This window comes from Acidobacteriota bacterium (assembly GCA_003225175.1).
In the GTDB taxonomy this organism is placed as follows: domain Bacteria; phylum Acidobacteriota; class Terriglobia; order Terriglobales; family Acidobacteriaceae; genus Gp1-AA112.
Window position 1 is genome coordinate 55958 of record QIBA01000033.1, and the last position, 12197, is coordinate 68154.

Here is a 12197-nt window from a genome sequence, read left to right on the forward strand (position 1 = left end):
GCCGAGGGCGGCCGGAACCCATGTAGTCCAAAGCTCCGATATAATCGGCAGTTTCGTCTGCAGGCTGCTCCCACCTGCATAAGCATCAGCATCCTTATTGGAGGGTTCTCCATGCCAAAAACCCAGGTCGACACGATTACCTCGCCTAACGGTCTTAGCCAAGCAATGGAGTTCGAACTCGCGCTCGAATTCACTCGCATCGTGGAAGAGGCGGCGATCGAATCGGCAAAAACGATGGGCATGGGGGACCGTCCTAAGTCGGACCAAGTCGCGACCGAGGCGATGCGCCGCGCGATGGATTCGGTGCCAATGCGTGGCACGATTGTCATCGGCGAAGGTGAACGGGATCAGGCTCCGATGTTGTATATCGGCGAGAAGGTCGGAGCGAAACATCCCGAGAGCACGGCATTTCCGGAAGTGGATATCGCCGTTGATCCATTGGAAGGAACGAATCTGTGCGCTACGGGAGCCGCCAACGCGATTACTGTTCTCGCGGCTTCGGAACGCGGCGGGCTGCTGCACGCACCAGATTGCTACATGGAAAAGCTGGTTGTTGGACCGCCGTGCAAGGATGGAATCGATCTCGACGCTCCGGTGAAGTACAACTTGAAGATGATTGCCAAGAGCCTTGACCGCGATGTGAAAGACCTTGTGGTCATCGTGCTTGATCGTCCCAGGCACGAAAAGCTTATCTCCGAGATCCGCGCGACGGGGGCACGAATAAAGCTAATCGGCGACGGAGATCTTTCGGCGGGAATCGCCGCGGCAGTGATGGGAACCGGTGTCCACGCGGTAATGGGTGTTGGTGGAGCGCCTGAAGGTGTAATAACCGCGGCTGCGATGCGCTGCCTGAACGGCGAGATCTTTGCGCGGCTGGTGGTGGACAAACCGGAGCTGGAAGAGCGAGTGAAGAATATGGGTATCAAGGATTCGAAGAAGGTTTATCTCGCTAAAGACCTGGCGCCGGGCGAGAACATCGTTTTCGCCGCCACCGGCGTGACCGATGGATCGTTGCTCAAAGGCGTGCGCTTCTTTGGGGATGGAATCCGCACTCAGTCACTGGTCATGACGCGCAGTACAGGCAAGGTGCGCTTTATCGATAGCATCCACGTGCATCAGGAGCCGGATTTCAAGGTGCGTTTCTAGAACCTACAGCTGTCAGCTCGCAAGGTTTTCTCGTATCCTGCGGGATGCCATAGTGGCCGAAAGCAGATCGCCGAAAACCGACAGCCAAAACAGAAATGGGAAATACCAACAAGAAATCTCGCTTGGCCGCAGAGGAACTTCTTCGTAACGGCTGTATCGCACTCGACTGGATTGCTAAGTACCTGGAGCGTGCGCCGGAGTTTCCGGTACTCTCGCAAGTGAAGCCCGGCGAAGTGTTCGCGTCTCTTCCGCATCAGGCGCCCTCCGCTCCGGAACCGCTGCCAGCTATCCTGAGAGACCTCGAAAGCAAGATCCTCCCGGGCATCACGCACTGGCAGTCACCAAATTTCTTCGCGTATTTCCCCGGCAACAGCTCGCCGCCTTCATTAGTTGGGGATCTACTTTCGTCAGGCATCGGGGTGCAGGGAATGCTGTGGCTGACGAGTCCGGCCTGCACTGAACTCGAAATGCGCATGCTCGACTGGCTGGTTGAGATGCTCGACTTGCCCAAACATTTTCTGTCGACCAGTTCTGGCGGCGGTGTGATCCAGGATTCTGCTTCCAGCGCGAATCTCTGCGCTGTGCTTGCGGGTCGCGAGCGAGCGACGCACTTCGGGTCAAATGAGAATGGTTGCGATCAGCGACTGAGTGCGTATACGTCGGCTCAGGCACACTCCTCGATGGAGAAAGCCATTAAGGTTGCCGGGATTGGCCGCAAGAACCTGCGCGTAATCGAAGTGGATGAGCAGTTTCGGATGAGACCGGCGGCGCTGGCGCGAGCGATTCAACAAGACACGGCAGCGGGGCGTGTTCCCTGCTTTGTGGGTGCTACCGTCGGCACTACGTCCACAATGTCTATTGATCCTGTGCCAGAGATTGGGACGATTTGCCGCGAGCACAATATCTGGCTGCATGTAGATGCCGCCATGGCAGGAACGGCAGCGCTTTGCGAAGAGTTCAGATCCATCCATAAAGGGCTCGAACTGGCAGACAGCTACTGCTTCGATTGCCACAAGTGGATGTTCACGAACTTCGACTGCACCTGCTTCTACGTCCGCGACCGGAAAGAACTGACTGAAACGCTGACGATCACCCCTGAGTATCTACGCAATACAGCGTCAGCGACCGGCGCCGTCGTGGACTTTCGCGACTGGCACATTCCTCTCGGCCGGCGCTTTCGCGCGCTGAAATTGTGGCTTGTGATCCGCTCTTACGGTGTTGAAGGTCTGCGGGCGATGGTCCGGACTCACATCGAACTCACAAATGAATTCGTCAGCTGGCTTAGAGCCGATTCCCGCTTTGAGATTGTGGCTCCTGTTTCCTTGAATCTGGTTTGCTTCCGCCTGAAAGGTCCGGATTCAGCAAGCGAAGCTCTGATGCAGAGGCTGAATTCGTCAGGCAAGTTGTTTCTGTCCCACACCAAACTCAACGGACGATTTGTGATCCGCATGTGCATTGGTCAAACCTACACTGACGAGGAGCACGTACGTTCCGCCTGGCGGGAGATTCAGCAACATGCCACGGAACCGGCAATGGCTGCCGGATAACAGGCACTTTCTGCATCTTTCTACGCGCCGCCGAAATCCAAACCCTCACTGTAGTATGGACTTGAGCGAGAGAGGCCTGATTGGACCAGGAATGTCTTCCCTTCCGTGATGTGCCCGGCACCTCCCGCCTTTTTCTCGATTTTCTACGCGGTGATCCACAGGCTCGGCCCTTCTATCCCACCTCCACACTCTCCTTAGACGAGCTCGCAGCTAGAGCTGGCAGCGTGAGCATCCCGGTTGACCGTCGGCAACGGGTCACGGACGTCCTGCTCAAACAAAATCTTGCCTGGAATGCAGGCCCGGAGGTTCTCAGCAACATCGAGAAACTTCGCGACGGAGCTTGTGCCGTTGTCAGCGGCCAGCAGATAGGTCTGTTTCTTGGACCGGCTTACACGCTTTATAAGGCCATCTCGATCATTCGGCTTTCACGCGAGCTCACGGCAAGAGGAGTGGAAGCGGTTCCGATCTTTTGGCTTGCCTCAGAGGACCACGATTTGGCCGAGGTAAACCATGTTTTCATGCCTGATACTCAGGGTGAGTTGCAGAGACTGGAAACGTCTTCCGAAGGCTGCCCCGGTTGTCCGGTCGGGACTGTGGTTCTTGGAAATGACCTCGGATGGCTCGCGGACCGACTGCAGGGGCTTGTTGGCGAATCGGAGACGATTGACCTAGTGCGCTCGAGTTACAGTCCGGGAAAGACGCTCTCCTCTTCCTTCGCGGCTTTGATGAGCAAGATCTTCTCTCGATATGGCTTGATCCTGCTGGAACCATCAGATAAAGAGCTCCATAAAATTGGTGCTCCGCTGCTGCGTTCGGCGGCCGAATACTCGGATGAGTTAACCCGCGCGCTGCTCTCACGATCAAAGGAGCTCGAAACAGCTGGTTATCATGCGCAGGTGAAGGTCACACAGGCGTCGACGCTTCTGTTTTTTTCCAGAGAGGAAAAGCGGCTCGCGATTCATCGGAAAAATGGAGCCTTCAGCGCCAACGGCCAGCAATGGTCCCAAAATGAGCTGCAGCGCCAGATTGAGTCTAATCCGGAATTATTCACCGCAAATGTTTTGTTGAGACCGGTCCTGCAAGACTATCTGCTGCCGACAGCAGCGTACGTCGCTGGCCCCGCCGAGACCGCCTACTTTGCTCAGGTGCAGGTTGTTTACGAACGTCTGATGGGCCGGACCACGCCCGTTTGGCCTCGCTTCTCGACTACTTTGATCGAGGCGCGTCTCGCCAGCTGGATGCGCAAGTACGGGCTCAGGCTGCGCGATGTGCTCCAACCTAAAGAAGACTTCCTGACGGCGCTGGCGCGGAGGACGATTCCCTCTGACATAAAAGATGATTTCGATCGTAGCCGCGAGCACCTCGAACGCCTGCTGACTCCACTACTCCGCGCTTTGGAAAAGCTCGATCCGACCGTCGGGTCGGCCGGCGAGATCGCGGCGCGCAAGATGCGCCATCAACTTCAGCGACTGGAATCGCGAGCCGCACGCGCCCATCTCCGCCGCGAGCAGGTTCTGGACCGGCACGCGAGCATGCTCAGTTCACTGCTGTTTCCCGAAAGGGAACTTCAGGAGCGCCGGCTGGCGGGGATTTATTTTCTGGCTAAATATGGCGTCGACCTGATCGATCGTCTGCTCGAAGATTACCGTCCAGAATGCCACGACCATCAGGTGATTGCACTGGCGTAACGGCTTCTTCAGAACGGTGCTGCGTATAATGTTTGGTATCTTTCGCCTCTAAATTGCGCCGCTACAACTCTGATATCTCGAAAAACAAGGGGGGATCAGGGTCGAATTGGCTGACAGGTTTGTATGTCTCTTTTTTGGCTACGTATCGCCGTAGGTTTGTATGGTCTCAGCATGCTCTACGCGCTCGTAGCGCTACTGCGACGCCGTGAAATTCTGTCGCGCGCAACTCTGCCAATCGCTGGCGTGGCGGTCACACTGCATTTCGTCGCTTTAGTGGAGGCGTTCATTGCCGGTGGCATGGCCGGCAATCCGCTGCATCAGTCGGAATCATTGCTTGCTTTTCTTATGATGCTGCTGTTCATCGGGGTCTTCTACTTATATAGAACAACATCACCGGGCATCGTCGTTTTACCGATCGCTTTCCTGTTATCACTTTCTGCCGCATTGGCACAGAGCGCCCCACCGGTGATTTCACCTCTATTGCGTAATGGGTGGATCTACACACACATCATCCTGATCCTGGTGGGATATTCCGCGCTATTTTTCAGTTTCATCGCAAGCGTCCTTTATCTGCTACACGAACGCAGCCTGAAACGCAAAGACCTGAACGGAATCGCCGGAAAACTTCCGGCCCTGGAGACAATCGACAACATCGGTTATCGCCTGCTCCTCATCGGCTTCCCATTCATGACCATCGGACTAATCGCGGGTTCCGTGATTGCCCAGATGGAGTACGGGTCCAGTTATTTCCAGGATCCCAAGATCATCCTTAGCTTGCTGATGTGGGGCGTTTACACAGTGATGCTCTTCACGCGATGGAACTCCGGGTGGCGAGGACGCCGCGCCGCGTTGCTGTCTGCTTTTGCCTTCGCTGCTGCGCTTAGCGTCTGGGCAGCCAATTACTTCAGCGGCGTCCACAGGTTCGTCTCGCGATGAAGCTCCAACTCCTCGGCGTGAACCACAAGACCGCTCCTGTCGAAGTACGTGAACGGCTCGCAGTTCCGGAGTGGCGTCTGGAGGAGGCTACACGGAAGTTGCTGCAGCATACCGGGGTCGCGGAGTGCGTTGTCTTCTCGACTTGCAACCGCGTGGAGTTTGCCGTGGCTTCTGAAAGCGGCGTTGATCTGCACAGCTTCATTCGCGACTACCTGCTGACTGATGTATCGGCATTGCGTGAGTATCTCTACGAACACAGCGGGGACGATGTCGTGCGACACGTCTTCCGCGTCGCAGCGAGTCTCGACTCGATGATCATAGGCGAGTCTCAGATCCTCGGACAGGTCAAGCATTCCTATGCCATCGGCAAAGCCGTAGGTTCAGTTCACTCGAACCTCGATGCCCTGCTCAGCCGCGCCTTTTCCGTAGCGAAGCGCGTGCGAACCGAAACCGCGATCGGCAGTTCCGTGGTATCTGTCGCATCCGTGGCAGTGGAACTGGCGAGGAAAATCTTCGGCAGCCTGCATGGTCGAACGGTTTACGTCGTGGGCGCCGGTAAGATGAGTGAATTAGCTGCTCGCCATCTGCGATCGCACGGAGCCGAGACGATCTTTGTCTCCAATCGCACACATGAAAGCGCACTGAGAATGGCGGAGCGAGTAGGCGGCACGGCGATTCATTTTGATCAGCTCTACGGCACTGCCGATCAGGCCGACATCGTGATCACCTCCACCGGAGCGCCTCACGCAATCTTCCGGCGGGACCACGGCGAGTTGTTCATGCATCGCCGCAAGAACCGTCCGATGTTTTTCATCGACATCGCGGTTCCGCGCGACGTGGATGCGAGCATGAGCCAGGTGGAAGGAATTTTCGTCTATGACATTGACGATCTTCAGCATGTAGTCGAAGCCAATGTGAGCGATCGCGGACGCGAGGCTGCGCGCGCCGAGCAGTTAGTCGAGGAAGAAGTCGAGCGCTTCAGGCGGCGCATCCAGAGCTTGGATGCTGTCCCGACGATCGTGGCTCTGCAGCAACGACTTGAACAGATTCGACAGTCCGAAGTCGATCGGCTTCGTGGCCGACTCGGTCCGCTTTCCCCGGAACAAGAGACTGCGATCGAGAACCTCACTCGAAGTATTGTGAACAAGATCCTGCACGCTCCCATCACGACGCTCAAAGGCTTTAGCGGATCCGACCAGCTTGCCTCAACCGCGGAGTTTCTGCGTTCCATCTTTGGAATCGAGAACGATGCTTCGCACTGGAATGGAGCATCAGGCATCTCTAAGGACGACATCTCGAAGGCTTCTGATAAGCCGCTGGATCACACGCTCTCCGTCGCCTCAGACGAGAACGAAATTGCCGAGCAGAAGCCCGGTTCTCGCCGCTAATGGCTCGCCTTCGTATCGGATCACGTGGATCTCAACTTGCCCTGTGGCAAGCTAATCACATCGCCGCCCTTTTGCGGGGACGAGGGCACGATGTATCTATCGAGGTAATTAAGACCACCGGCGACAAGATTACGGATGTAGCCTTGGCCAAGGTCGGGACCAAGGGTATGTTTACGAAAGAGATCGAAGAAGCCCTTTCGGAGCATCGTGTCGATCTCGCTGTGCACAGTCTGAAAGACCTGCCTACGGAGCTCTCTCCCGGATTTCTGCTGGCGTCAGTACCAGAACGGGAAGATGCGCGAGATGCCTTCCTCTCTGTCCGCTATTCGCATCTTGAAAAGCTGCCAAAGAATGCGCGCCTCGGAACCAGCAGTCTGCGTCGCCAGGCACAGTTGCACTCACTCCGTGCCAACCTCGAGATCATTCCGCTTCGTGGTAACGTCGATACTCGACTGCGAAAGCTCCACAGCGGCGAGTTTGATGCGATCATTTTGGCGGCTGCTGGCGTGACCAGATTGGGACTGACTCAGATGGTCCGGCACCATTTCGAACCGACAGAGATATGTCCCGCTGCCGGACAGGGCGCACTCGCGATCGAGACTCGCGCAGACGACGCTGCGACGATCGAGACGGTAACATTCCTCGATCATCCGCACACGCGTGCAGCAGTCGCATGCGAACGAGCAACGCTGAATCGACTAGGCGGCGGATGCCAGGTCCCAATCGGAGCTTATGCGGAACCCACTCAGCGAGGCCTATTGCTCCAGGCCGTGGTCGCCAGTCCCGATGGAAGCTCGATCATTCGAGAAAAGAGAGAGGGGTCCGATCCAGAGCGGCTTGGAGTAGAAGTCGGGCAGGCCCTGCTCTCGCGAGGGGCCAGCAAAATCCTCGACACAGTTTACGGGAAAGAGGCTTCCGTACCTCAGCAACCGTAGTATCCTGCTTTCTTCGCATGGCAATGGCAAAGAAGAAACCCGTCGATCCCCAGGCGCACCGCGTGGCAGAGTTGGTCACTTCCGGCCCGCTGGCCGGCAAGCTCATTGTTGTGACACGCGCTCACAGACAAGCCGATGACCTTTGTTCTTTGCTGAAACAATTTGGTGCAGAGGTGATTGAAGCACCCGTCATCGAGATCCGCGAACCGGATTCATATGATGCGCTCGACACCGCACTTAAGGGCATCCTTCAATACGACTGGCTGATCCTCACCAGCGTGAACGGAGTGGAAGCGATGTTTTCGCGGCTCGAGCCGCTCGGCCTGAGTATCGATTCGCTCCAACATCTGAAGATTGCAGCCATCGGCCCGGCCACGGAACAGCGCATTCAGGATCATGGGCTGGTTGTGGACGTTGTGCCTCCCCAGTACGTCGCTGAAGAAATCGTACGATCTCTCCGAAAGCTCGTAAAGAGCGAGAAAGTTCTGCTGGTTCGAGCGAAGGTTGCGCGCGACGTAATTCCCGACGAACTACGCGCGGCAGGCGCACACGTCGACGTAGTAGAGGCTTATCAAAGTGCAATTCCCGAGAATGCGAAGTCGCGCATGCAAAGTGTCTTCACTGATCGTCCACTTCCGGATGCCATCACTTTCACAAGCTCCTCGACCGTGCAGAACTTCTTTACGGTTGTGGTCGGCACGGACATTCCCACGAAGCTTTCGCAGGTGAAGTTTGCCTCGATTGGCCCCGTGACTTCAGGCACGATGCGTGAATATGGATTGCGCGTAGACGTTGAAGCCGATGAGTATACGATGGAAGGCCTCACTCAGGCCCTTGTGAGGCACTTCGGGAACTGATCAAAGCCCCGCGCTGACATCAAAACGGCGCCTATCTGTTCGCAAAGTTGTATTTTTTCTTTGGACCCTCGGAAGCGTAGAAGCCAGCTAGCGACGCCAAGGCATCCAAGCTGGTTGGGTCAGCTTGAAAGGCCTTCAGATACAAATCTTCCAAATCGCCATTCTTTTTCTCTATGCGAGCGAGCTGCGCTTGCGCTAGATAGCCCTTTGATCGGTCGATTTTGCCAATCTGATTGGCAAATTGATGCGCTTTCTCTTTGCTACCGCCCAGCATGGCAGGCGACTGCTCGTAATACATCATCATCCCGAAAAGGCAATTGGGATTCGCTGGCTCGAGTTTCAAAGCGGTTTCCAGTTCAGCGCGTATTCGTTTCGCTAGCGAGATTTTTCTGAAGAACTTCGCATGATTTGTTTCCTCACTCAGCACACTGGCGAGCTGCAAATGGTAGGCCGCCTTCTTCGAATTGGCTTTCACTGCAGCTTCGGCTAGCTGCAGAGCTTCGTTGTGATTTCCCAGATTCTGCTTAAATCTTGATTGAAAATATAAAATTGTTGCGTCGTAATCCTCGTCAGCAGAAATCGCTTGAAATAATTGTCCGAAATTCGCCTCCTGAGGATGGAAAGCGTTACCATTTTGGGAATGGACGCACGTCGAGAAGACAGCTAAGACTACAACGCACAAAAGAGAGCGGGGCGGCAGAAGAAACTCCAAACTGACCTGCCGCAGAGCATAGCATGATCGTCTGCCAGGAGCGCAAAGTTGACGCGTGAATTTGGACTACGTGAAAGTCCCTAATTCATATCGTCCGCGCATCAAATGCTGTCCCGCATGCGTTGCATCTCTTTCCGTCTTTCCGCGGAGAATGCTCGGACTTCCTCCAGCGGATAAGTGGTTCCTCGCCACACGATTCCGCCGTGCACGAGTGAGCTTATGGCGGAATTCAGCAACGTACAGATGAACATGACCGTGGATAGTGGATGAGTCAAGAAGAACCAAGCGGACATTCCGAACTGACGCCCCATTCGCCAATAAAGTAAAGCGATCGAGAAGACGCCTACGCCGAATCCAAACTTCGCAATTCCAGGAGCGAGACCTAGTCCGACCCACGGACCCAACTGATAGATTGCCGCCGCTATAGAGGCCAAGACCGCTAGCCGCCATCTGAAATGCAGCAGGCTGAAAGCGTTCTTGCGCAAATTTCGCACCACGCCCAACGCCCCCTCTGCCCATCGCAAGCGAACGAGATTGTTACCTACTACGCAATCCTGCCTCAGACGATGGCCCTTGACGGCTCCCCCAAGTCTTAGATCATCGATCACTTCCATGCGCAGCGCCTGATACGTACCGAGTTTCTCGTAGGCGCGGCGTCGAATTAGATTGAATGCCCCGGCTCCAATAAAATCGGGCGCGTCACGATCCTTCACCCTCCACGGGCGCAGCAGGAGCGATGAAGCGATGCCAAAGAAGCCCAGCATCATGCGCTCGCCGAATCCATTCATGATCAGCGTGGGAAAGACTACAAGGTGATCCGTAAGCGTTGATTCGCCATAGGCGAGAGTGCGTCGCAGGGCGTCTTCACGAAAAATAACATCGCCGTCCGTGAATAGGATCCAATCGCTCTGCGTTTCGCTGGCACCACGCCACATCGCGTGAGTTTTCCCCAACCATCCGGGAGGCAGCTCACTGATATGTAATACGCGAAGTTTTCCCGGCGATTCTGTTTCGACCTCATCCATGATCGATCCCGTAGCATCGGTGGACCGATCATCCACAGCAAGAGTCTGCAGATTCGGATAATCCTGAGCTATCAAGGAGCGCAGGCATCGGTTGATGGTTGCACCCTCGTTCCGCGCTGGAACGATCACCGCAACAGTTGGCTGTGGCCCTTCAGGTCGAGGTAGCCTGTCCCATTCTGGACTGGTCACATCCGCAAGTTTGGCCATACCAAAGGCAGTGCGAAGCGAACGCCGCAGCCAGTCTGCTCCGAGCAGTATGCCGCTAATGAGCCAGATCCAGCGGCTCAAGCCGAGGCTCCTACAAGCTCCCGCTCCTGCGTTCGCGGCGGGGCGAAGCGAGTGCCCATGAAAAGAATGCCGGCCGACACAACCATCGCAACCAATGTAACGGAAAAACCAAGCCGCAGGCTGCTGCGATCAGAGATGGCCCCGATAAGAACCGGAGAAAACGCATCTCCAAAAAGATGAATGATGAACAAATTTATGCCAATCGCCGTAGCCCGAATCGGAGCGGCGACTGAATTCACGATGGCGGCGTTTAAGGGTCCTGTGTTCAGAAAGAGGAAAAACTCAGCGATCGCGAGTGACGGAAAAATCCAAGCCGGGTGTCCATAGAAGGCGTAGACTGCGCCGGGGAGAGCAAGTAAAGCGCTGAGTCCCGATATTGCATAATATGCTCCTCGCGAACGGCGCAGCCAGATATCTCCCAGCCAACCACCAACCGCTGTTCCGGCCAGTCCATCAATCACTGTGATCAGTCCAAAGTAGTAGTTTGCTCTATCGAGCGGTATGCCTCTCTCGCGCTCAAGGAATGTCGGCATCCACACGGAGATTCCGCCTATGGCGAAGGTCATCATTGCGAGACCGAGAGTAGCTGTCCAGAACGCTGGATTGCGCAGCAGCCCTCGAAAGGATGTGCGCTCAACCGTGTGCAGGGCGACTTCACTCTCGCCCCGCAGCGGCTCATCCGCTGCAAAGTAAAACCAGACAGCGACAATGAATCCCGGAATGGCACACACGTAAAAAGGAGAGCGCCATCCATATCGAGTTCCGAGAGCGCCCCCAATTATGTAGCCTAGAGCTGCGCCCATCGGGATCGCCAGATAGAAAAAAGATAGAACCCGTCCCCGCTTTTCCGGCGGAAACAGGTCGGCAATGTAGGCCGGGGCGATCAGCGAAAAAGTCGCCTCTCCAACTCCGACGACAGTGTGGCGAATCAGGAGAGAAGTGAAGTTATATGTCACCGCTGTCAGGAGAGTTGCGGCACTCCAGATCAGTGCGCCGATGGCCATTATTGTCTTGCGCGATTTCCTGTCTGCAAGAAATCCAACGCCTGGCGCGACACACATGTAGAAGAGGATGAACACCATCGTCAGTGCGCCTAGCGCGGTGTCGGAGGGATGGAACTCCCGCTTGATCAACGGTTGAACAGCAGGCAGGATATAGCGGTCGATGTAGTTGAGAAAATTGAGGGCGGTGAGCAGTGCAAGTGCAAGCAGCGGTCGCGTGGCGCGCTGCATCTTCAGGAACGTTCCTTAGAACCCGCTGCTGGACGCGGCCAGCGTGCCTCAACCGTTGTTCCGATTCCGCCTCGCGGACGAAAGACGCCTCGTACTACCGCCCATTCCGGATCGGCGGCGCTCACAATATCTTCGAGCACGCGATTCACAATGTTTTCCTGGAAGATACCGAGGTTGCGATAGCAGGTCAGATATTCCTTTAGCGACTTCAATTCGAGACAGCGTTTACGTGGCATATAACGGATTGTGAGAAGGCCGAAATCAGGCAATCCTGTTTTCGGACATACGGATGTGAATTCCGGTATATCAATGTCTATCTCATAAGCGGGAAATTGATTCGGCCAGGTCTCGATTTCAGGAAAGGCAAAATCCAATCCGGACTTTGCATGTTCTGGCGTGTATGCGGGAGCTCGGGACATCCTCCCTATTGTAACGGTGCTTGG

At 55.6% G+C, this 12197-nt stretch carries 11 protein-coding genes; 7 read left to right on the forward strand and 4 right to left on the reverse strand.

Annotated features, from left to right (window positions below; translation table 11 throughout):
* Positions 1-165 precede the first annotated feature (165 nt).
* The 7 genes from glpX to DMG62_05035 all read left to right on the forward strand — a co-directional run bounded on the left by glpX (position 166) and on the right by DMG62_05035 (position 8497).
* Positions 166-1146 carry a class II fructose-bisphosphatase gene (glpX, locus tag DMG62_05005; protein ID PYY24133.1) on the forward strand — a complete coding sequence of 327 codons (981 nt, stop codon included), beginning with the start codon at positions 166-168 and terminating at the stop codon, positions 1144-1146.
* A gap of 95 nt (positions 1147-1241) precedes the next feature.
* The gene (locus DMG62_05010; GenBank protein PYY24078.1) at positions 1242-2693 is read left to right on the forward strand and encodes an aspartate aminotransferase family protein; all 1452 of its coding nucleotides are present in this window, start codon (positions 1242-1244) and stop codon (positions 2691-2693) included.
* Between the two features lie 80 nt (positions 2694-2773).
* The gene (gene bshC / locus DMG62_05015) at positions 2774-4381 is read left to right on the forward strand and encodes a bacillithiol biosynthesis cysteine-adding enzyme BshC (protein PYY24079.1); all 1608 of its coding nucleotides are present in this window, start codon (positions 2774-2776) and stop codon (positions 4379-4381) included.
* 123 nt (positions 4382-4504) lie between these two features.
* Positions 4505-5317 carry a cytochrome C biogenesis protein gene (locus DMG62_05020; protein PYY24080.1) on the forward strand — a complete coding sequence of 271 codons (813 nt, stop codon included), beginning with the start codon at positions 4505-4507 and terminating at the stop codon, positions 5315-5317.
* Positions 5314-6705: a glutamyl-tRNA reductase gene (locus tag DMG62_05025; protein PYY24081.1), complete on the forward strand. Its 1392-nt coding sequence runs from the start codon at positions 5314-5316 to the stop codon at positions 6703-6705. The genes DMG62_05020 and DMG62_05025 overlap by 4 nt, the downstream gene beginning before the upstream one ends.
* A complete protein-coding gene (locus tag DMG62_05030) occupies positions 6705-7640 on the forward strand; it encodes a hydroxymethylbilane synthase (protein ID PYY24082.1) in 936 nt (311 codons plus the stop codon). The genes DMG62_05025 and DMG62_05030 overlap by 1 nt, the downstream gene beginning before the upstream one ends.
* Before the next feature lie 17 nt (positions 7641-7657).
* Positions 7658-8497 (forward strand): hypothetical protein, encoded by an 840-nt coding sequence (locus DMG62_05035; protein PYY24083.1) that lies wholly within the window; start codon positions 7658-7660, stop codon positions 8495-8497.
* 31 nt (positions 8498-8528) lie between these two features.
* Here DMG62_05035 and DMG62_05040 read toward each other — a convergent pair whose 3' ends face one another.
* The 4 genes from DMG62_05040 to DMG62_05055 all read right to left on the reverse strand — a co-directional run bounded on the left by DMG62_05040 (position 8529) and on the right by DMG62_05055 (position 12173).
* A complete protein-coding gene (locus tag DMG62_05040) occupies positions 8529-9179 on the reverse strand; it encodes a hypothetical protein (protein PYY24084.1) in 651 nt (216 codons plus the stop codon).
* Between the two features lie 131 nt (positions 9180-9310).
* The gene (locus tag DMG62_05045; GenBank protein ID PYY24085.1) at positions 9311-10522 is read right to left on the reverse strand and encodes a family 2 glycosyl transferase; all 1212 of its coding nucleotides are present in this window, start codon (positions 10520-10522) and stop codon (positions 9311-9313) included.
* Complete coding sequence (locus tag DMG62_05050) at positions 10519-11754, reverse strand: MFS transporter (GenBank protein PYY24086.1); 1236 nt, start codon at positions 11752-11754, stop codon at positions 10519-10521. Before DMG62_05050 ends, DMG62_05045 begins: the two co-directional genes overlap by 4 nt.
* Before the next feature lie 2 nt (positions 11755-11756).
* Positions 11757-12173, reverse strand: a complete 417-nt coding sequence (locus DMG62_05055) for an NADPH-dependent 7-cyano-7-deazaguanine reductase QueF (protein PYY24087.1) — start codon at positions 12171-12173, stop codon at positions 11757-11759.
* Positions 12174-12197 lie beyond the last annotated feature (24 nt).

Coding starts and splice junctions, on each gene's coding strand:
- glpX (PYY24133.1), top strand. CDS start 166: ATGGAGTTCGAACTCGCGCTCGAATTCACTCGCATCGTGGAAGAGGCG.
- DMG62_05010 (PYY24078.1), top strand. CDS start 1,242: ATGGGAAATACCAACAAGAAATCTCGCTTGGCCGCAGAGGAACTTCTT.
- DMG62_05020 (PYY24080.1), top strand. CDS start 4,505: ATGTCTCTTTTTTGGCTACGTATCGCCGTAGGTTTGTATGGTCTCAGC.
- DMG62_05025 (PYY24081.1), top strand. CDS start 5,314: ATGAAGCTCCAACTCCTCGGCGTGAACCACAAGACCGCTCCTGTCGAA.
- DMG62_05030 (PYY24082.1), top strand. CDS start 6,705: ATGGCTCGCCTTCGTATCGGATCACGTGGATCTCAACTTGCCCTGTGG.
- DMG62_05035 (PYY24083.1), top strand. CDS start 7,658: ATGGCAATGGCAAAGAAGAAACCCGTCGATCCCCAGGCGCACCGCGTG.
- DMG62_05050 (PYY24086.1), bottom strand. CDS start 11,754: ATGCAGCGCGCCACGCGACCGCTGCTTGCACTTGCACTGCTCACCGCC.
- DMG62_05055 (PYY24087.1), bottom strand. CDS start 12,173: ATGTCCCGAGCTCCCGCATACACGCCAGAACATGCAAAGTCCGGATTG.